The sequence below is a fragment of the Aureibaculum marinum genome, from assembly GCF_003813905.1.
GTDB lineage: Bacteria > Bacteroidota > Bacteroidia > Flavobacteriales > Flavobacteriaceae > Aureibaculum > Aureibaculum marinum.
In genome coordinates this window covers 37,934-57,822 of sequence record NZ_RPFJ01000017.1, presented here as the reverse complement: position 1 = coordinate 57,822, position 19,889 = coordinate 37,934, and the positions used below count along the sequence as shown (strand labels likewise).

The window sequence follows — 19,889 nt, the reverse complement described above, 5'->3', positions numbered from 1 at the left end:
CAAAATAAAGTATATTGCGGTATACTAATAAAAAATGGCTAAAACAGAATATTATGTCTATGTAATAGAGTTATCTAAGCGTGTTTTTACAGAGAATACTCGATTTAGAAACGCAAATCCACAATTTAATGGAGTTTTACAATGTTTGTATGTAGGCATGACTAGTAAAACACCTAAAGAACGTTTTAAACAACATAAAACAGGACATAGAAATAAAAAAGGGTATAAAATATCTTCTCGTATTGTAGAAAAATATGGCATGTACTTACGTCCAAGTTTGTACAATCATTTAAACCCTATAAAAACTAGAGCTGAAGCTTTAAAAATGGAAAAAACATTAGCCCTTGAATTAAGAAGAATGAAATATGCTGTTTGGTTTAATTAAAAGAGATTATCTCTAAATTTCTAAAGTTAATCTATTAAAGAAACTCCGTTTAAATCTGTTGTTAAAACTTCACTCATATAATCGAAATAAGGACGAATCATTTTAAAAGCTGTATTCACCTCATCTATAAAATTTGGAGACAACACTTCGTTATCAGTAAACTTTTTAATAAACATAAATTGTTTTTTCCGTATTAAATCAATGTTTTTATGTTCTTTACTAAACCCTTTAGGAGCCGTTTTAACCTCATCTCCGATAAAATCACCCCAAACTTTATTAAACTTTTTATTATTTAATAGCTCTCTAATTTCAGAAGCATCAATTTCAAACTCTTTTCTAATACGTAATAAATCATTCTTTTCTGGATTCCAAAATCCTGTTGCTATAAAAGAATCACCAGGTGCAATTTGTAAATAATATCCTCCTCTTAATTTTGGTTTTACTCGATTGTAAGCCCCTCCAAAATGCGTTTTATAAGGTAATTTATTTTTAGAAAAGCGAACATCTCTATAAATTCGGAACATTTTTAATTTATCAACCTCATCATGCTCTTGCATTACCTTAAGCAATTCATTATAAAAATATTTTACCTCGTTTTCAATTGCTTTAAATTCTGGTTTATGCTTATTAAACCACTCTCTATCATTATTGTTTTTTAATTTTTGTAAAAACGTAAATGCTTTTTTAGGTATAGTTGCAGACATAAATTTATTTGATTTCACTCAAAGGTAAGGAAGATTGTTTACACAAAAAAAAGACAGATTATTCATTTTTTTTATAATTTAGTAAAAAAAACAACAAACTACTAATCAAATAATTACAAAGAAAAAACTTATAAACCATGACAAAATCAACAACAAACAGACCGCCAATATGGTTTTGGATAATAAGTGTAATTGCACTTATTTGGAATGGAATGGGAGTATATCAATACTTACAACAGGCCTACAAAACTGAAAGTTTTAAATCTCTTTATAATCAAGAGCAATTAGTTATGATAGAAAACACCCCTTCATGGGTTATTGCAGCCTTTGCTATTGCAGTATTTGGAGGATTACTAGGAGCCATAGCATTACTTTTAAGAAAAAAATGGGCAAAACCCATTTTCTTATTATCATTAATTGGTATCATATTTCAAATGACCTACAACTTCTTTGTAACTAATGCTATTGAAGTCTACGGTCCTGGAGCAATTATAATGCCTATTATGATATTAACTGGTGGTATTATATTGCTTTGGTTTTCTAAAAAAGGAATTGCTAAAAAATGGTTGACTTAGTGTCTTTTTTCTAAAACATTAGCAATGTCTGACAACGAAAACCCTTTCGCCTTTAACAAAATTAGGTAATGAAAAAGTAAATCGGCTGATTCGTTTAAAAAGAGATTATCATCATTGTCTTTTGCCTCTATAACTGTTTCTACAGCCTCCTCTCCTACTTTTTGGGCAATTTTATTAATCCCTTTCTCAAAAAGTGAAGCCACATAACTATTTTTACTGTCTGCGTTTTCTTTGCGATCTTTAATAATTTCTTCCAATTGAGATAAAAATCCAAAATTACTTGTGTTTTTTTCTCCCCAACAGGTATCAGTTCCTTTATGACAAGTTGGGCCAACAGGTTTTACGCTTACTAATAAAGTATCATTATCACAATCAACTTTAATATCTATTAAATTTAGAAAATTACCACTTTCTTCACCTTTAGTCCACAATCTACTTTTTGTTCTACTAAAAAAAGTAACTTTTTTTGTATCAACAGTTTGCTTATAGGCTTCTTCATTCATATACCCTAACATTAATACATTTTTAGTATTAACATCTTGAATTATGGCGGGTACTAATCCGTCAGTATTTTTATTAAAATCTATCTTCATTTTTTTATAAATTACAATCTCACAGGAATGTCATGTGCTTTCAATTCTGCTTTTAAATCGTTAATTTCTATTTCTTTAAAATGGAAAACACTTGCTGCTAATGCAGCATCAGATTTTCCTTCTACAAAAGTATCAATAAAATGTTGATTATTCCCTGCTCCACCTGAAGCAATTATAGGAATATTTAATTCGGTAGATAATTTAGCCAAGGCTTTATTGGCAAAACCATTTTTTGTGCCATCATGATCCATTGAGGTAAATAAAATTTCACCTGCTCCTCGTTTTTCTACTTCTTTAGCCCATTCAAACAAATCTAACTCTGTTGGTACTTTACCTCCAACCAAATGTACTTTCCAATTTCCATCTATTTGTTTAGCATCTATTGCAACTACAACACATTGACTACCAAACTTAGCGGACAATTTATTTATTAACTCTGGATTTTTTACAGCTGATGAATTAATAGAAACTTTATCAGCTCCACATTTTAATAAAATATCAACATCTTCAACGGATGAAATTCCCCCGCCAACGGTAAAAGGTATATTTACTTTTTCAGAAACATGTAACACTAAATCTGCTAAGGTTTTTCTACGCTCTTCAGTAGCTGAAATGTCTAAAAACACCAATTCATCGGCTCCATTTTTGGCGTACAAAGCCGCCAATTCAACAGGATCTCCTGCATCTCTTAAATCTATAAAATTTACACCTTTAACGGTTCTTCCGTTTTTAATATCTAAACAAGGTATTATTCTTTTTGTTAACATGATTTGTATTTCATAACTAATATATTCTCTTACTCTTTAGATAAAATATATGTTTCTAGTTGTTTTAAACTAATTCTATTCTCATAAATTGCTTTTCCTAAAATTGCACCTTCACAACCTAATTGAGCAAGCTTAGGTAATTCTTTAAAAGTAGAAATTCCTCCAGATGCAATTAATTTAATAGTTGGTGTATCAGTTAATATTCTTTGATACAACTCAAATGAAGGCCCTTGTAACATGCCGTCTTTACTAATGTCTGTACAAATTACATATTTAATTCCTTCTTTTTGATATTCTTGAATAAAAGGAATTAAATCTTCATCAGATTCTTCTAACCATCCGCTAATGGCTATTTTTTCACCCAAGGCATCAGCTCCTAAAATGATTTTATCTTCACCATATTTATGAATCCATGTTCTAAAAACCTCAGGTTTTTTTACAGCAATACTACCTCCTGTAATTTGATTAGCCCCACTTTCAAAAGCGATTCTCAAATCCTTATCTGATTTTAAACCACCTCCAAAATCAATTTTTAAAGTTGTTTTAGATGCTATTTGTTCTAATACTTTATAATTCACAATGCAACTTGCCTTAGCTCCATCCAAATCTACTAAATGTAAATATTCTATACCATGAGCTTCAAATTGTTTTGCGACTTCTAGCGGACTCTCACTATACACTTTTTTAGTAGTATAATCACCTTTTGACAAACGTACACATTTCCCTTCTATAATATCTATGGCTGGTATTATTCTCATTTAAAGTTATATTAAAAGTTATCTTGGAACTTCAACAGATTGAATTATCATTTCTATTACCTTGTCAGTAGTCATTCCTTCCATTTCACGCTCTGGAGTTAAAATTATTCGGTGTCTTAAAACAGGAATCATAGCTTTTTTCACATCTTCAGGAATTACAAAGTCACGCCCTTGAATAGCTGCAAAACCCTTAGCTGCCATTAAAACAGCAATGCTTGCTCTTGGTGAGCCACCTAAATATAAATGTGGATGATTTCTAGTTTTAATTATAATTTCGGCAATATATTTTATTATTTTTTGCTCAACTAAAATTTCATAAATTTTACTTCTATATTCAGCTAAATCTTTTTCTGATAAAACCGATTTAATCATGGTTTGTGGTAAAGCTCCTTTTCTATCATTATGAGATTTAAGAATTAGCACTTCTTCATCCAAATTAGGATAGCCTACATTAATTTTAAATAAAAAACGATCTAATTGGGCTTCAGGTAAAGCATAAGTTCCTTCTTGTTCAATAGGATTTTGAGTTGCCAAAACCATAAAAGGAGGTGGTAACATATATTTTGAACCATCAATAGTAATTTGACGTTCTTCCATCACTTCAAATAAAGCCGCTTGTGTTTTTGCTGGAGCACGATTAATTTCATCAATTAATACTAAATTTGAAAAAATAGGTCCTTTTTTAAATTCAAAATCTGAAGTTTTCATATTTAATACAGATGTTCCTAATACATCAGAAGGCATTAAATCAGGTGTAAATTGAATTCTATTAAAACCTGTATTAATTGTTTTGGATAATAATTTAGCTGTTATCGTTTTAGCCACCCCAGGAACACCTTCTATTAGTACATGTCCATCTGCCAAAAGAGCCACTAAAAGTAACTCCATAAATTCTTCTTGCCCTATAATTACTTGATGTAGTTGTTCTTTTATCTGTTCAACAGCAAATTTTAACTTACTTAAATCTATTCTACTATTAAATTGTAATCCTTCTTCTTGAGGATTTTGCTCAGTATTTTCCATGTTTATACAGGATTTTTAAATTTTTCAATGGCAGCATTTAGCTGTATCAATTCTTCTTTAGTAATAGTATTCTTTTGATGAATAGTATTAATATATGCAAATAGCTTTTTTACTTCTTCTATGCTATGACCACTTCTAGAAGCTACATAGGTATAAAAATTATCATTAACTGTAACCGTAGGCACATTTAATTTAGTACGAATATACTCTAACAAATAGGTTATTTTATGTTCTGCAATACTTTTATGTTCCGATTTTTCGTAATACATATTAGCAATAGTACGTGTAAAAGCTAAAGTTTGATTTTTTAGAGGCGTAATAATTGGAATGTATCGTTGCTTTCGTTTCCCTTCAAAAACTATAAAAAATAAAACACCAATTAGTGCTGTATAATATGCCCATTTTAAACTATTTGAACTTAACACATATTGCATTGGTGAGGTTATTTTACTTTTACCTGTTTTATAATAAGCATCCCAAAATATTGGTTTTGAATCGTCTAAATAAGATAATACAGCGGCAGTATATTGCTGATTGGGTGATTTTAAAATAAAATAATTTGTAAATGCTTCAGGAAAAGTATGTAAATAAAAATTCCCTTTTCCATAAGGTTGTTTTACAAAATTTATACCTTCAGAAACTCGTTGTTCTTTCTCATTTAAATAACCTGTAATACCTAAAGCAACAGTGTTTAAAGTGTCTATTTTACTAAATTTTGTATTGTAAAAACCTCTATCAAAATAAAACTCTTTTGTACTTAAGCTTTTATTATAAAATTTAAAAAATACATTTTGTTGAAATGCTGCAGATGAAATTACATCCGTTTTAAGATTCAAAGTATCTATATTAATTCCGTGAGTGGAAATGAACACATCATTCCCCTTGTTTACAAATTCCAACAATTTATTAAATTCATCTTCTCCAAAATTAAGTCCATCATCAATAAAAATATAGGTTCCTGTTTTAGTGGTGTCTTGTAAAAAAGTATATGGAGGAATATTAATATCTTGAATGTCTGTATCGCTAAAAATATTTTCTAATTCATTACGTATAACATAAGTTCCATAAGGCAATTTGTGTTTTGCGGCATATGTAGGAAACCAATTTATAGGTTTAGGTTTTACACTTTCTACATATACATATGCCACAAACACAACTATAGCAGCAACTAATAATATTTTAGATCTTTTGCTCAAATTATTTAATCAATTTTGTAAGTTCATTAAATTGATTTTCTGCTTTTAAAAATTCGCTTTCCTTTAATTCGAAATTTCCATACCAAACGAAATCATAAAGATAAGTACTAGAAGCAAATTTCTTTTTTAATATTTCTGATTTTATTTCTTTTATATAATCTTCATTTGTTTTTTGCTGCTGCAAATCAATAATTTCTGAGTTTGATAATTTTTGTAATATCAATAAGTAATAATATCTAACAGCCAGTCGGTAATTTTTTTGAGTAATTGCATTATTAAGCAATGTTGGCAAATCTTCACTTTTAATCAACTCTTCATCTTCAGTTATTAGCACTGTTGATGTGTTAGTTTTACCCGAAACAATGGCATTGGCATTTACTTTAAGAAAAAACTTTATCAATAAAAATAAAATAAGACCAACAATAATGTAAGGAATTAACCTTACTATAAAAGACATAATACCTGTTGCTGCTTTATTGCCAAATATCCATCGCAAAAAATTTAAAAATACTCTGTACAACCATTCAAAGGCTTGTTGTAATAATGAAGGTTCTTTTTTCTCAATTTCATAATTAAAATCTTTATCAGATCTATACTCCTCAAGATTATCAACATCAATTTTTTTTAACTCAATATATTCACGATCTATCTTAACCTTAAGAGAGTCTTGTTGAGCATTACTATATAAAGTAAAAAAAACGAGTATGTAAAATAAAATTTGTTTCAATTGATTATTGACCTAAACTATCAATTTTTTCAATAGTTCCTGTTAAATTTTTTTGTTCGTTTAAATCATAATAAATAAAAACTGCTGAAATTAGTGTTATTGAAGACAATACAAATTTACCAATATAAGATAGTACATTTAACCCAATATATATTGGATCTTTAAAAATATTAAATACTTCTGTTGGATCATCACTTCCAAGCATTGTACCTTGCCCAATTAATTGATATAATAGAGCTGGCACAGAAAAAGCATAACCCAAAATATTAACTAAAATACCAATAACTAATAGCACTCCAAAAGTATTCCACCACTGCCCTTTAATTAGTGTAAAACTATGAGATATTGAATCTCCAACACTTTTATTTTCAAACACCATTATAGAAGTTGATAACGACAAAACTACCCATAAATAAATTCCTGGTAAGTAACATAAAATCAATCCAAAACCAATCATTAAAGCAACAAGAATACCTAAGCCCAAATATTTCCAAATATTTTGAAACGTATTACTTTTCACATCATCAAAATTTACATTTCCATCATTTGAAATATAAGATTTTATATAAAATAAAGAAGTTAATGAAACAATGATAAATACTAAAATTAAAACAATTGCTAATAGTCCTATCCAACCAAACATAGGTCCTATTAAACCAAAAACATCATCAGGATTAGAACTTTGATTCATCCCAGCAACCTCACCAACAACTCCAAGATAATAACTAAAAAAAAGTACCATTAAAATAGAACCTATTAAAATAAATGGACCAGCAATTTTTATAATAGCCCCAAAATAAGGTTTCCAGTTTTCTCTAATAAACTTAAAGGTATCATTAATTATAGCACCTAAATCTCTTTCTTTTTTAAATTCAATAAAATTATAATTTTGCATATTGCTAATTTTGTTTGGTTAATTTAATAGGATAAATAATGTAATAATAAATAATGGTATACAATGAAGCTGCGATAATAAGAATTGCTAACCAGTCAGGCATTTCTGTATGTCTAGTTACAAAACCTTCTAAAAATCCAGCAATAATAAAAAATGGAATAGTACTTACCATAATTTTTAAACCGGCTTTTACACTTCTTTTAAAAGAGTCTAATCTCGTATAAGTTCCTGGAAAAAGTAAGCCATTACCTAAAACCATGCCTGCACAAGAAGCAATAATAATTACTGATATTTCTATAGTACCGTGAATCCATATAGTTCTGGTAGATTCCCATAGCAAATCTTGATCATAGAAAAAATATAAAAAAGACCCAAGCATAATGCCATTTCGCATCATAATATAGAGTGTTCCAACAGAAAATAACATGCCTAATAAAAAGGCATTCATTGCAACTCTAATATTATTTATTGTAATAGATACAAACATTTCTGTTTGCCCTTCTTGTTTATAAACAGCCATGGGGTCACCTTTTGCAATATTTTCTAACGTCATATTTACATAAGCGTCTCCTAATATTAATCTAAGAAAATCACCATCTTTAGCTGCTGAAAAAGCCCCAACTATAGAAAAAAAAACAAAAACTAAAAATGCTATTAATAATTGTTTTTGATGCTTATAAAAAGCTAGAGGAAATTCAGTTTTAAAAAAAGAAATAAGCCTATTCTTGCTTTCTTTTTTTGTTTTGTAAATTTTTTGATGAGCATTAGCAGCAATTGAATTCAAATACCTTACAGTATTACTATTTGGATAAAATGTTTTAGCATAACTTAAATCGTCCGTTATTTCTATATACAAGTCAGACAATCTATCGGGTGAAATATGTTGTTTTTTGGAAAGAACATTTTCAAACAACTGCCATCTCTCTTTGTGTTTTTTTACAAAAGCCGCTTCCCGCATTTAAGTTTTTTTAGTTGTAGCAATTTTAACTTCTTCAATACATTAAACAAATAAGTAATAGTTTTTTTATACTTTCGTTTACGTTAAAAAAGTTCAATTTATTTCTTACAAATAAAGGTAAAAATGGATAATTTTCAAATAGAAACCGCTCAAAATGTTAGTATCAATCAAAATGTTGCTAATGTTAGTAGTAGAATTGGTTCTTTTTTGTTAGATATGCTAATTATAGTTGCTTATGCTATTATTATGATGTGGATACTAAATGCTATAGGTCTTGTTGCTAATATGGAATCTTGGTTTATATACACCATTATGGGATTACCTATCTTTTTTTATAGTTTATTTTTTGAAGTTCTTATGAATGGGCAAACCCCAGGAAAATTCGTCAATAATATACGTGTAGTTAAAATTGATGGTTCTAAACCTACTTTTGGAAGTTATTTATTACGCTGGATGCTTCGTTTAATTGACATTGACCTTGCTACTGGGTCTATTGCTTTATTAACCATTTTATTGAATGGTAAAGGACAACGTTTAGGAGATATTGCAGCCTCTACCACTGTTATTTCTGAAAAAAAACACGTTGCTATTGAAGATACCTTAATAGCTGACCTTCCAGAAGATTATACTCCAACTTTTCCTCAAGTTACAATGCTTTCTGACAGAGATATTCAGTCTATTAAAGAATTATATAAAAGTGCTATTAAAAAAAGAAATCATAGTGTTATTAACAAACTACATCAAAAAATAATTGACATTACAGATATTAAAACAGATTTAAAACCTATTGATTTTGTAGATAAAGTAATCAAAGATTATAATTATTATACACAACAATAAAAGTAATTTCAAATAACAATTCGAAATTAGGAATTGACATTACAACACATTTATGACCATATTTTACACTTTAGATATTTTAGGTACTATGGCTTTTGCCATTTCTGGTACTTTAACAGCTATTAATAAGAGATTTGACCCTTTTGGCGTTTTTATTATTTCTTTTGTTACTGCAGTTGGAGGTGGTACTTTGCGTGACGTACTTATAGGAAGGACTCCAGTAAGTTGGATGCAAGATTTAAACTATGTTTACGCGATAATTGGTGCTACTATATTTACCATATTAATTAGAAAAAGAATAGATTATTTAAGTACTTCTCTTTTTTTATTTGATACTATTGGATTAGGTATTTTTACAATAATAGGAACCGAAATTGGAATTCAACAAAATCTTCACCCCATAATATCTGTAGCATTAGGCGTAATTTCAGCCACCTTTGGAGGTGTAATTAGAGATATATTGTGTAACGAAATTCCAATAATTTTTCACAAAGAAATTTATGCAAGTGCTTGTATAGTTGGGGCAATAACTTTTTTAGTTTTATCAAACTATAATATAACTATTAATATAAACTATGTAATTACTTCATTAATAGTAATTACTATCCGATTAATAGCAGTTAAATTTAAATTAAGCCTACCTACTTTTATAGAAAACAAATAGAATTATTATACTTGTTAAAAAGTTTATTCTACAATATCAGCATTAATTAAAAACTCTTGTTTTAATAATCTCCTAAAGTTTCAGGATTTTGCTCTAATGCAAGAGCTAATTGTTCATCATTTGGTGCTTTTCCATGCCAAGCATGAGTATGCATCATAAAATCAACACCATTACCCATAACAGTATGCAACAAAATACAAACAGGTTTTCCTTTTCCTGTTCTAGATTTAGCCTCTTTTAATCCTGCAATTACAGCTTCAATATCATTTCCTTTTTCAACTTCTAATACATCCCATCCAAAAGCCTCAAATTTAGCTTTTAAATCACCCATAGGCAGTACATCTTTAGTAGCACCATCAATCTGCTGTCCATTATAATCAATTGTAGAAATCAAATTATCAACATTTTTACCAGCAGCATACATTATTGCTTCCCAATTTTGCCCCTCTTGCAATTCACCATCACCATGTAAAGAATAAACGATAGAATCGTCATTATTTAATTTTTTAGCCTGAGCGGCACCAATTGCAACTGACATTCCCTGACCTAAAGAACCTGAAGCGATTCTGACACCAGGTAACCCTTCATGTGTAGTTGGATGTCCTTGTAAACGCGTATTTATCAATCTAAAAGTAGCCAATTCAGAAACAGGAAAAAATCCGCTTCTAGCTAACACACTGTAATAAACAGGTGAAATGTGACCGTTTGATAAAAAGAATAAATCTTCACCTTTACCATCCATTTTAAAATCTGTTGAATAGCACATTACATCTTTATAAAGAGCGGTAAAAAATTCGACACATCCTAATGAACCTCCTGGGTGACCAGAATTTACAGCATGTACCATTCTAACTATATCTCGTCTAACTTGAGTTGCAAACTCTTCTAATTCTTTTATATTGGGCATTTCTATTGATTTGAAAAACGGTGTAAAAATACAAAACCCTAGGAATATTAAAATTTAAAGTAAGTATATTTTTTTGGTAGTTATTAACAGTAACTATATTCTTATAATTTTATTATCTTTGATAAAGAACCTCAACATTTTCCAATTGAAAAAAAGACCTATCAGAAAAAGGAACTCAACTGCTTCAAAAAAAATAGGATTACCTCCAGGAAGTATTACATATATTGGTAAAGAAAGATTAGAAGATGCTTTTTTAGAGCTAATAAGCTATAACACAACTGTATTGTCTAAAAATACATATGAAGCTTGTGATGCTTTACATAAAAATTTAGTACCAAATTCAGTCAATTGGATAAATGTTGATGGAATTCATAATGACAAATTAATTAATGAATTTCACACTGTCTTTAATTTAGACCGCTTAATGTTGGAAGACGTTACTAACACTAACCAAAGACCAAAAGTTGAAGAATACCAAAATTATTTGTTCTTATCTTTAAAAATGATACTATACGACGAAAAAACCAAAAGTATTGAAAGTGAACAAATTGGATTAGTATTAGGTAAAGAATATGTTATCAGTTTTCAAGAAAAAACAGGAGATGTTTTTGAGCATATTAGAGATCGTATTAAAGCTCCAAAAGGACAGATTAGAGAAAAAAAGAATGATTATTTATTTTATTCACTAATAGATTCAATTATTGATAATTATTTTGTCGCTATTGAAAATGTTGGTAATGATTTGGAAGATTTAGAAGATGAAATTTTTAATAACCCAACACAAGAGTCATTAGAAAAAATTCATGCTAATAAAAATATTTTATTAACACTTAGAAGGTCTATTTATCCATTACGCGAAACCATCAACAAACTAGTACGCGACAATGACAAATTTATAGATCCTAAAACAATTAAATATTTTAACGATGTTTATGATCACACTATTCAAATTATTGAAATACTTGAATCTTATAAAGATATAGCTTCGAGTTTGAAAGATAGTTATTTGTCAAGTTTAAGCCTTAAAATGAATCAAGTAATGCAAGTTTTAACTATTATGGCTACCATTTTTATACCTCTTACATTTATGGCTGGTATCTACGGAATGAATTTTAAAAATATTCCTGAATTGCATTGGAAATATGGTTACTATTATTTTTGGGGAGCTTCTTTGATTATTGGCATTGGATTGTTACTTTATTTTAGAAGAAAAAAATGGTTATAATGTTACATGTAATATCTCTTAACAACCTAAAAATGAATATTAAATTTTCTTTACTTCTTATATTTTTAATTAGTCAAACTATAAGTTCTCAAGAAAAACGAGCCAGAGATTATGGAATTAAAATTGGTGTTTTAAAAACAGGAATAAATAATGCTATTACAGATGTTGAAGGCGTAAAAGTTGGTCATACAACATTAATTGAAGGTGACAGTATTAGAACAGGTGTAACTGCAATTTTGCCTCATTCACAAAACATTTACCAATTAAAAGTTCCAGCTGCAATTTATATTGGAAACGGATTTGGCAAATTGGCAGGATATAGTCAAGTTAAAGAACTTGGAAATATAGAAACACCAATAATTTTAACAAATACACTAAGTGTACCTACTGCATCTAACGCTCTAATAAGCTACACGTTAGAACATCCTGAAAATAAAAATGTAAGATCAGTAAATGCTGTAGTAGGTGAAACTAATGATGGGTATTTAAATGATATTAGAGGTAGACATATTACAGAAAAACATGTACTTGAAGCTATTAAAAATGCAAAAACTGGAAAGGTTAAAGAAGGTAATGTTGGTGCAGGAACAGGAACAATTTGTTTTGGATTTAAAGGAGGTATAGGAACATCGTCTAGAGTAATTCCAGAATCACTAGGCGGATATACAGTTGGGGTTTTGGTACAAACTAATTACGGAGGTGTATTAGAAATTAATGGTGCTCCGATAGCAAAAGAACTAAATAGTTATCCTTATAAAAATGGTATGGAAGCCGATGGTTCTTGTATGATTGTAGTAGTTACAGATGCTCCTATTGGATCTAGAAATCTAGAAAGAATGGCTAAAAGAGCCATGTTAGGTTTGGCAAAAACAGGTGGTATTGCCTCAAATGGTAGTGGTGATTACGTAATTGCTCTTTCAATAGCGAAAGAAAATTTAATCGACTCCACTAATGATTCTTCTTTTTACAATAAAACAGAATTAAAAAACAGCAAGGTTACTCCTCTATTTTTAGCGACTATTGAAGCTACCGAAGAAGCAATTATTAACTCTTTATTTGCTGCTGAAGATATGGATGGAAGAGCAAATCATAAAATTAAAGCTCTTCCTGTTAATGACATAATAAAGATTATGAAAAAATACAACAGGGTAAAGTAAATAAAGAGTGCTCTTAACTAGTTAAACAATCCTTTTGGATAATTAAGAAACTTCTTTTTACTATGTTAAACTTACTTATAGTATTTTAAACTTGTTCTTACTTTTTAAAATAGTATACCCCTGAAAATTGGGGCTACAATTCTACCAAAAACGACCTATTTCAACTATCGCAATACGTCTAGTTTTGTTTTTAAATAATTTTAAAACATCACTTATGCGAACTTTTTCATCCCTTTTTATTATATTAATATGTCTAATTTCATGTAACACTAATGAGGCTGTTTCTGATAATACACCTAAAACAAATATTATCCAAAAAGAAAAAGCTCATTTAAGTCATGCTAAATATACAAATGCAATTAGGTTTTATGGAGAACCTATTAGCAGTCATAAAATAAAAGTTACAGAAAAAAATTTAAGTAAAGAACAACTTACCATCGTAAATAAATACTTTCCAAATAAAGAGTATGAATACAAAAAAGTGTATTTTCTAGAAGCACAATGGAAAAGGCCTTCAAATTTAGAACTTACCGTATGGTATTTATTTATCGAAAATGAATGGAAACCAATTGAAGTTAGAGCTAATACTTAACTGGAATTACATAAAAAACTATCAGTAACTTAGTAATTGTTATTTAAAATTGACTATTGATCAACTTTATATTCATTATTCCCATTAATTAATTGAATCAAAACTGCAATACCCATGACCAATGCACACCCAATTAAATTAAGCCATAAATAACCCAACATTGCTTTTTCACCTTGACTTTCAGGTAAAAACATTACAAAGTAATATACACCTATTATAACTACTTGTGTGATAAGAGCGGCTACAAAAACAGCATTACTTCTTACATATTTTACAAAAAATGCAAGTAAAAAAATACCCAAAACATTTCCGTAAAATATAGAACCTATAATATTTACCAATTGTATTAAGTTATCAAATAAATTGGCAATACAAGCAATTAAAATAGCAATAATGCCCCATAATAATGTAAACCATTTAGAAGCTAATAAATAGTGATTTTCGGACTTTTCAACAGTTACATTTCTCTTGTACAAATCTAATGCTGTTGTTGATCCTAAAGCATTTAATTCTGATGCTGTTGAAGACATAGCTGCTGATAATATTACGGCTAGTAACAATCCTATTAAACCTTTTGGCAAATTGTTTAATATAAAATGAATAAAAACATAATCTTTATCATTGTCTTCAACTTTTATTTCTTGTTCCTCTGCTGCTAGCTTAATTAATTCTCTAGCTGCTGTTCTATTTTCTTTATCTGCAATAGTTGCCTTAGATATTTGCTCACTTAAAGCCTTATCTTCAGATTTTACAAACTCATTTATTAGAGCTTGTTTTTTCTCAAAAAGCAACATCTGTTTTTGTTCTAATGCTTGATAATCATCTGAATAAGAAGAGTTCAAAACTGTAGCTGTAGCTGTAGGACTAAAGTTGAGCGGTGTTGCATTAAATTGATAAAATACAAAAACCATAACTCCAACTAACAAAATAAAGAATTGCATAGGTACTTTTAATAAACCATTAAACAACAACCCCAATTGCATTTCTTTGATAGATTTTCCTGAAAGATATCGTTGTACTTGACTTTGATCAGTTCCAAAATAAGATAACATTAAAAAACTTCCTCCAATTATACCACTCCAAAGCGTATATCTATTATCCAAATCAAACGAAAAATTTAATATTTTCATTTTATCGCTTGCTCCAGCAATATTTAAGGCTTTTGTAAAATTAACATCGGCCGGTAAAGAATTTACTATCACAAAAAAAGCAATAAACATTCCTGTAAAAATAACAGCCATTTGATGTTTTTGAGTAACACTGACAGCCTTTGTACCTCCAGAAACGGTATAAATAATTACTAAAATTCCTATAATAATATTTAGCGTTATTAAATCCCAACCCAATACTACAGATAAAATAATTGATGGTGCATAAATAGTTATTCCTGCAGCCAATCCTCGTTGAATTAAAAAGAGTACAGCTGCTAAACTTCTAGTTTTTAAATCGAATCGACTTTCTAAATATTCATAGGCTGTATATACTTTTAAACGATGATAAATAGGAATAAATACCAAGCATATGATTACCATAGCAATGGGTACACCAAAGTAAAATTGCACAAAGCCCATTCCATCATGAAAAGCCTGCCCAGGTGTAGATAAAAAAGTAATGGCACTGGCTTGTGTAGCCATAACAGATAAACCTATGGTCCACCATTTTGACTGATTTCCTCCTCTGATAAAATCTTGAACATTTTTACTCCCTCTTGTATGCCAAACACCGTAAGCTACAATAAATATAAGAGTACATATTAAAATTATCCAATCTATTTGCTGCATAATTGTCCTTTATGAAAATAATTTCATTATTATATAAAAAAGTACAACATAAAAAGCATTGGCAACTAATACCCAAGTATATAACTTTTGCCATTTATATTTTTTAACCTTTTCCATAATAGTTTAATTTTTACCAACCGAAAGCATATTAGCAAATAGCTTATACGCTCCCGGCACACCTGCAGGTAGTTCTCTAAAAAAGCTAATGCCTGTATATATAAAATGTCCTTTACCGTATTTTGCAATTAATAGACTTCCTTTTTTTGTTTTTTCACCTGTATCATTCATTCCTAAAATTGGAATATACTCTTTACTCCAATGGTTAGGAAAATATAAACCACGTTCTTGAATCCATCCGTCAAAATCAGGTGCACTTATTTTATTTGGAAAATTTAACAGTTTATGCTTTTCTTTAAGTAACCACACCTTAGCGTCTTCCTCTACTACTCTATCTCTTGATAATTTAAGATTATATGGTGCCACTTTATCAACTTTCAATCCTCTATTTGTATTGTATTGTACAATTAACGTACCTCCATTTTCTACATATTTATGTAAAGCAGATTGATAAAATTTTGCTTTTTCACTCACATTATACAATCTAATTCCTAAAACAATAGCATCATATTTCTGCAAGTTATTTAAAATAATATGATCTTCATTCAATTCCTCCACCTCATATCCTATTTCGGTTAAACTAGTAGGCACTTGATCACCAGCTCCCTGAATATATCCAATTAAATTTCCTTTCTTTTTAATATCCAACCGCACTACTTTTGCTTGCGAAGGCATTAAAATAGTTTGTTTTGGTATATGATTATAATCTATACTTATTAATTCCTGTTTAAAAACTTTACCATTTACAGTTACTGTAGGTGTAATTACACCTTCATTTTGAGTAATTGGAGGTGTTACTTTAAACACTATTGTTTTTTCTCCTCCTTTTGCAGAAATGGTAAAATTAATTTTCTCTGGAGTAACTTTCCAACCTTCAGAAGCTGATAAACTAACAACACCTGAAAGGTTATTTTTTGAAGACTTAACAGTTACAGGAACTTCTTTTGACAAGTTATCGGCAAAAATATTAACCTTATTTAAAATTTTTGCGGTTACTTCTGGCAAAACTTCAAAAGGCTGATACACTTCTCCTTTGACTGGGTTGTTGTATTTGTAAACAATTGTTTTTGTAAAAGGTATTATCACATTCCCAACTTTCACATTAAACAGAATACTTCTATTCTTAGGCGTTTCGGGTTCTCCAATATATTGCAAGTTATCTACATTATACATTCCCAAGCTGCTAACTTTAGTTAACCAGTATGGAGATGTAAAACGCTCATCAGCAGCAATATAAACCTCAGTCGTTTTTTTATATGGTTTATTATTTATAAGTGGAATATTAGCAACAATCTCCTTATGCTCTTCAGGAATAGAAATACCTTCCAATTGCATAGAGATATCACTTCTATTTATTGCTTCAATATTAACTTTTACACTTTCATTAAGGGAAGTAAATGGCGTTTCTGCTACTGCTTCTAAATAAAGTCCTGCACATGCTGCAATAATAGATTTAATTTCTGGCAACTTTACATTTTTCCAATGATTATCGTCTAAATTAGTAATCAAACTATAAGCTTTTATCAAATCAGGAATACTCGCAGCAGGATTTTTAAAATCATATTCTTTTAATACTTTCTCTAAAAGTTGACCTATTGGGGCTCCACCTTTTACTCTATTCCAAGAAGTATCAACTCCATCAAAAACAGAATTATTCTTAGGCATATCTCCTTTTAAAAGTTCTATATATTCCATTTCAGAACCTCTAGAGCCAGTACTACCAAAACCTTGCGACTGATGTTGGCTTCTACTTAGTGAAGCAATTTCACTATTAGACAAACCACTTGACGGATAAAAAACATTCATATCAAAACCCAACAAGTTAGATTTATCTGCTTTTTTAAACTTTTCTTCACTTCCATAAAACCACCAAGAAGTATTAAAAAATAAATTTTTCGGTTGCCAAGGTTTGTACAAATTATGACCTTTAAAATTTACATCACCTACCAAGTCAAAGGCCTCCATGCTTAACATAGCAGAAGAAGTGTGATGACCATGTGTGGTTCCAGGTGTTCTATGGTCAAAACGATTGATTATTACATCAGGTTTAAATTTTCTGATAATCGCAATTACATCTTTTAAAACTTCATCTTTATTCCAAATTGCTAGTGTTTCATTTGGATGTTTAGAATACCCAAAATCTTTAGCTCGTGTAAAAAATTGTTCCCCTCCGTCTGTTCTTCTGGCTGCTAACAATTCTTGAGTTCTAATACCCCCTAAAAGTTCTTGCAACTCTGAACCGATTAAATTTTGACCTCCATCTCCACGAGTTATTGACAAATAACCTGTTCTTGCTTTAATATGGTTAGAAAAATAGGAGATTAAACGTGTATTTTCATCATCAGGATGAGCAGCAACGTACAAAACAGTCCCTAAAAAATTTAACTTTTTTATAGATTCATAAATTTCTGAAGCATTGGGTTTATCGGGCTTTTGTGCATTTACTGGTATAAAAACCAAAAGAATTACTAGTAAAAATAGTATGTTTTTCATAAATTTTATTAAGTCTAATTAAATCTTAGATTCACAAATCTACTTAAAAATAACGATTGTGAATAAAACTGTAAAATTTATTTTTTTAGCTCATTTATATTAATCTATATTTGTAATTGTAATTTTAAACCCTATTGAGGGTTTTGGCAAAATAGTTTAATTTTTTTTAACAAATATTAGACAACAAACTCTTTAACCTATTTATAGACAGATGAAATTTATAGTTTCAAGTAATCAATTATTAAAACAACTTCAAGTTTTAGGAGGTGTAATAAACAATAATAATACGTTACCTATTTTAGACAACTTCTTATTTGAATTGTCAAATAATCAATTAAAAGTTTCTGCTTCCGATTTGGAAACAACTATGACAACCGTTATTGATGCTGAAGCTGATGAAGACGGAACTGTCGCTATTAATGCACGGTTATTGTTAGAGACGTTAAAAACGTTTCCTGAACAACCTTTAACTTTTGTTGTTGAAGATAACAATACCCTTGAGATTAGTTCTGAAAGTGGTAAATACGCTTTGGCTTATGCAGATGGAGCTGAATTTCCAAAACCTGTTGAATTGGAAGAACCTAGTAAAACTGTTATAACAGGAGATATTATTGCCACAGCTATTTCTAAAACTATTTTTGCTTCTGGTAATGATGATTTACGTCCTGTTATGAGTGGAGTGTTTTTTCAATTTTCAAAAGAAAATTTAACTTTTGTTGCTACAGATGCCCATAAACTGGTTAAATACACGCGTAATGATGTAAGTGCTAGCGAAGTTGCAGAGTTTATTATGCCAAAAAAACCATTAAACATATTAAAAAACATATTATCTGGATCTCAAGACGATGTAATTGTTGAATACAATGACGCCAACGCTAAATTTACAATTGATCAAACAGTTTTAATTTGTCGTTTAATTGATGGTAAATATCCTAATTACGAAGCTGTAATTCCTAAAGAAAATCCGAATAAACTAACTTTAGAACGAAGTTCGTTTTTAAATTCTGTAAGACGTGTATCTATTTTCTCTAGCAAAACCACACATCAAATACGCCTAAAAATGGCCGGCACCGAATTAAATATCTCAGCTGAAGATATTGATTTTTCTAATAAAGCTGATGAGCGTTTAAAATGTAATTACGAAGGTGACGATATGCAAATAGGTTTTAATTCTAAATTTTTATCTGAAATGTTAAGTAATTTAGAATCAAATGAAATTATGCTAGAAATGTCTTTACCAAATAGAGCTGGAATTTTAACTCCAATAGATGGTTTAGAAGAAGGTGAACACATTACTATGCTTGTAATGCCTGTTATGCTTAACAGTTAAAACTTTATTTTAATATAAGTTACAAGTTAGGTATAAAACCTAACTTGTTTATTTTATGTATAGTTTTGAACAGCATTAGACTATAAATTAATTTTGCATCTGCTTCTTATATAATTTCTTATTGTCTAAAATATTGATTTTATAAAAAACAGAATATTGTTAATAACTTACCATTTATTTAGAATATTTTGCTTTTTATTGA

General features: G+C 29.3%; 20 protein-coding genes. 8 read left to right on the top strand and 12 right to left on the bottom strand.

Annotated elements, in window-relative coordinates; translation table 11 throughout:
• Window positions 1-34 precede the first annotated feature (34 nt).
• The gene (locus EGM88_RS12205) at window positions 35-385 is read left to right on the top strand and encodes a ribose-5-phosphate isomerase (RefSeq protein ID WP_123898620.1); all 351 of its coding nucleotides are present in this window, start codon (window positions 35-37) and stop codon (window positions 383-385) included.
• A 26-nt stretch (window positions 386-411) separates the two neighbouring features.
• Here the strand turns inward: EGM88_RS12205 and EGM88_RS12200 are convergent, their stop codons facing one another.
• Window positions 412-1,089 (bottom strand): DUF2461 domain-containing protein, encoded by a 678-nt coding sequence (locus EGM88_RS12200; RefSeq protein WP_123898618.1) that lies wholly within the window; start codon window positions 1,087-1,089, stop codon window positions 412-414.
• 137 nt (window positions 1,090-1,226) lie between these two features.
• Between EGM88_RS12200 and EGM88_RS12195 the strand changes: the two genes are divergently transcribed.
• Window positions 1,227-1,664, top strand: coding sequence for a hypothetical protein (locus EGM88_RS12195; protein WP_123898616.1), 438 nt, complete (start codon window positions 1,227-1,229; stop codon window positions 1,662-1,664).
• Here EGM88_RS12195 and hisIE read toward each other — a convergent pair.
• Genes hisIE through EGM88_RS12155 form a run of 8 tightly spaced genes read right to left on the bottom strand, consistent with a single transcriptional unit; the run spans window position 1,661 to window position 8,581 of the window.
• The gene (gene hisIE, locus EGM88_RS12190) at window positions 1,661-2,257 is read right to left on the bottom strand and encodes a bifunctional phosphoribosyl-AMP cyclohydrolase/phosphoribosyl-ATP diphosphatase HisIE (RefSeq protein ID WP_123898614.1); all 597 of its coding nucleotides are present in this window, start codon (window positions 2,255-2,257) and stop codon (window positions 1,661-1,663) included. The genes EGM88_RS12195 and hisIE overlap by 4 nt on opposite strands.
• A gap of 11 nt (window positions 2,258-2,268) precedes the next feature.
• Entirely contained in the window at window positions 2,269-3,024 is a 756-nt protein-coding gene (gene hisF / locus EGM88_RS12185) for an imidazole glycerol phosphate synthase subunit HisF (protein ID WP_123898612.1), read from the bottom strand.
• Between the two features lie 29 nt (window positions 3,025-3,053).
• The gene (gene hisA, locus EGM88_RS12180) at window positions 3,054-3,782 is read right to left on the bottom strand and encodes a 1-(5-phosphoribosyl)-5-[(5-phosphoribosylamino)methylideneamino]imidazole-4-carboxamide isomerase (RefSeq protein ID WP_123898610.1); all 729 of its coding nucleotides are present in this window, start codon (window positions 3,780-3,782) and stop codon (window positions 3,054-3,056) included.
• Window positions 3,783-3,800: 18 nt separating this feature from the next.
• The gene (locus tag EGM88_RS12175; protein ID WP_123898608.1) at window positions 3,801-4,805 is read right to left on the bottom strand and encodes an AAA family ATPase; all 1,005 of its coding nucleotides are present in this window, start codon (window positions 4,803-4,805) and stop codon (window positions 3,801-3,803) included.
• A 2-nt stretch (window positions 4,806-4,807) separates the two neighbouring features.
• Window positions 4,808-6,001, bottom strand: a complete 1,194-nt coding sequence (locus EGM88_RS12170; RefSeq protein ID WP_123898606.1) for a DUF4350 domain-containing protein — start codon at window positions 5,999-6,001, stop codon at window positions 4,808-4,810.
• A 1-nt stretch (window position 6,002) separates the two neighbouring features.
• Entirely contained in the window at window positions 6,003-6,728 is a 726-nt protein-coding gene (locus EGM88_RS12165) for a DUF4129 domain-containing protein (RefSeq protein ID WP_123898605.1), read from the bottom strand.
• A gap of 4 nt (window positions 6,729-6,732) precedes the next feature.
• Window positions 6,733-7,623, bottom strand: coding sequence for a glycerophosphoryl diester phosphodiesterase membrane domain-containing protein (locus tag EGM88_RS12160; RefSeq protein ID WP_123898603.1), 891 nt, complete (start codon window positions 7,621-7,623; stop codon window positions 6,733-6,735).
• A 4-nt stretch (window positions 7,624-7,627) separates the two neighbouring features.
• Window positions 7,628-8,581 carry a stage II sporulation protein M gene (locus EGM88_RS12155; RefSeq protein ID WP_123898601.1) on the bottom strand — a complete coding sequence of 318 codons (954 nt, stop codon included), beginning with the start codon at window positions 8,579-8,581 and terminating at the stop codon, window positions 7,628-7,630.
• Window positions 8,582-8,704: 123 nt separating this feature from the next.
• On the opposite strand from EGM88_RS12155, the gene EGM88_RS12150 reads away from it, so the two are divergent.
• Both EGM88_RS12150 and EGM88_RS12145 read left to right on the top strand, forming a co-directional pair.
• Complete coding sequence (locus EGM88_RS12150) at window positions 8,705-9,421, top strand: RDD family protein (RefSeq protein WP_123898599.1); 717 nt, start codon at window positions 8,705-8,707, stop codon at window positions 9,419-9,421.
• Between the two features lie 58 nt (window positions 9,422-9,479).
• On the top strand, window positions 9,480-10,085 hold the full coding sequence (locus EGM88_RS12145) for a trimeric intracellular cation channel family protein (RefSeq protein WP_123898652.1): 606 nt from the start codon (window positions 9,480-9,482) through the stop codon (window positions 10,083-10,085).
• A gap of 61 nt (window positions 10,086-10,146) precedes the next feature.
• On the opposite strand, the gene EGM88_RS12140 is transcribed toward EGM88_RS12145, so the two are convergent.
• On the bottom strand, window positions 10,147-10,992 hold the full coding sequence (locus EGM88_RS12140; protein ID WP_123898597.1) for a transketolase: 846 nt from the start codon (window positions 10,990-10,992) through the stop codon (window positions 10,147-10,149).
• A gap of 145 nt (window positions 10,993-11,137) precedes the next feature.
• Here EGM88_RS12140 and corA point away from each other — a divergent pair, with 145 nt between their 5' ends.
• From corA to EGM88_RS12125, 3 genes are all read left to right on the top strand, one after another.
• On the top strand, window positions 11,138-12,217 hold the full coding sequence (gene corA / locus EGM88_RS12135; protein ID WP_123898595.1) for a magnesium/cobalt transporter CorA: 1,080 nt from the start codon (window positions 11,138-11,140) through the stop codon (window positions 12,215-12,217).
• 32 nt (window positions 12,218-12,249) lie between these two features.
• A complete protein-coding gene (locus EGM88_RS12130) occupies window positions 12,250-13,374 on the top strand; it encodes a DmpA family aminopeptidase (protein ID WP_123898593.1) in 1,125 nt (374 codons plus the stop codon).
• A gap of 214 nt (window positions 13,375-13,588) precedes the next feature.
• Window positions 13,589-13,966 carry a hypothetical protein gene (locus EGM88_RS12125; RefSeq protein ID WP_123898591.1) on the top strand — a complete coding sequence of 126 codons (378 nt, stop codon included), beginning with the start codon at window positions 13,589-13,591 and terminating at the stop codon, window positions 13,964-13,966.
• Window positions 13,967-14,019: 53 nt separating this feature from the next.
• On the opposite strand, the gene EGM88_RS12120 is transcribed toward EGM88_RS12125, so the two are convergent.
• Complete coding sequence (locus tag EGM88_RS12120) at window positions 14,020-15,747, bottom strand: sodium:solute symporter (protein WP_123898589.1); 1,728 nt, start codon at window positions 15,745-15,747, stop codon at window positions 14,020-14,022.
• Between the two features lie 123 nt (window positions 15,748-15,870).
• Entirely contained in the window at window positions 15,871-18,357 is a 2,487-nt protein-coding gene (locus tag EGM88_RS12115; protein ID WP_123898588.1) for a PIG-L family deacetylase, read from the bottom strand.
• A gap of 211 nt (window positions 18,358-18,568) precedes the next feature.
• Between EGM88_RS12115 and dnaN the strand changes: the two genes are divergently transcribed.
• Window positions 18,569-19,687: a DNA polymerase III subunit beta gene (gene dnaN / locus EGM88_RS12110; protein WP_123898586.1), complete on the top strand. Its 1,119-nt coding sequence runs from the start codon at window positions 18,569-18,571 to the stop codon at window positions 19,685-19,687.
• Window positions 19,688-19,889 lie beyond the last annotated feature (202 nt).

Excerpts from the sequence above, each read along its gene's own strand:
- hisIE (WP_123898614.1), bottom strand. The coding sequence starts at position 2,257 with ATGAAGATAGATTTTAATAAAAATACTGACGGATTAGTACCCGCCATA.
- EGM88_RS12155 (WP_123898601.1), bottom strand. The coding sequence starts at position 8,581 with ATGCGGGAAGCGGCTTTTGTAAAAAAACACAAAGAGAGATGGCAGTTG.
- dnaN (WP_123898586.1), top strand. The coding sequence starts at position 18,569 with ATGAAATTTATAGTTTCAAGTAATCAATTATTAAAACAACTTCAAGTT.
- EGM88_RS12175 (WP_123898608.1), bottom strand. The coding sequence starts at position 4,805 with ATGGAAAATACTGAGCAAAATCCTCAAGAAGAAGGATTACAATTTAAT.
- EGM88_RS12125 (WP_123898591.1), top strand. The coding sequence starts at position 13,589 with ATGCGAACTTTTTCATCCCTTTTTATTATATTAATATGTCTAATTTCA.
- EGM88_RS12115 (WP_123898588.1), bottom strand. The coding sequence starts at position 18,357 with ATGAAAAACATACTATTTTTACTAGTAATTCTTTTGGTTTTTATACCA.
- EGM88_RS12140 (WP_123898597.1), bottom strand. The coding sequence starts at position 10,992 with ATGCCCAATATAAAAGAATTAGAAGAGTTTGCAACTCAAGTTAGACGA.
- hisA (WP_123898610.1), bottom strand. The coding sequence starts at position 3,782 with ATGAGAATAATACCAGCCATAGATATTATAGAAGGGAAATGTGTACGT.
- hisF (WP_123898612.1), bottom strand. The coding sequence starts at position 3,024 with ATGTTAACAAAAAGAATAATACCTTGTTTAGATATTAAAAACGGAAGA.
- EGM88_RS12130 (WP_123898593.1), top strand. The coding sequence starts at position 12,250 with ATGAATATTAAATTTTCTTTACTTCTTATATTTTTAATTAGTCAAACT.
- EGM88_RS12195 (WP_123898616.1), top strand. The coding sequence starts at position 1,227 with ATGACAAAATCAACAACAAACAGACCGCCAATATGGTTTTGGATAATA.
- EGM88_RS12200 (WP_123898618.1), bottom strand. The coding sequence starts at position 1,089 with ATGTCTGCAACTATACCTAAAAAAGCATTTACGTTTTTACAAAAATTA.
- EGM88_RS12120 (WP_123898589.1), bottom strand. The coding sequence starts at position 15,747 with ATGCAGCAAATAGATTGGATAATTTTAATATGTACTCTTATATTTATT.
- EGM88_RS12150 (WP_123898599.1), top strand. The coding sequence starts at position 8,705 with ATGGATAATTTTCAAATAGAAACCGCTCAAAATGTTAGTATCAATCAA.
- EGM88_RS12205 (WP_123898620.1), top strand. The coding sequence starts at position 35 with ATGGCTAAAACAGAATATTATGTCTATGTAATAGAGTTATCTAAGCGT.
- EGM88_RS12160 (WP_123898603.1), bottom strand. The coding sequence starts at position 7,623 with ATGCAAAATTATAATTTTATTGAATTTAAAAAAGAAAGAGATTTAGGT.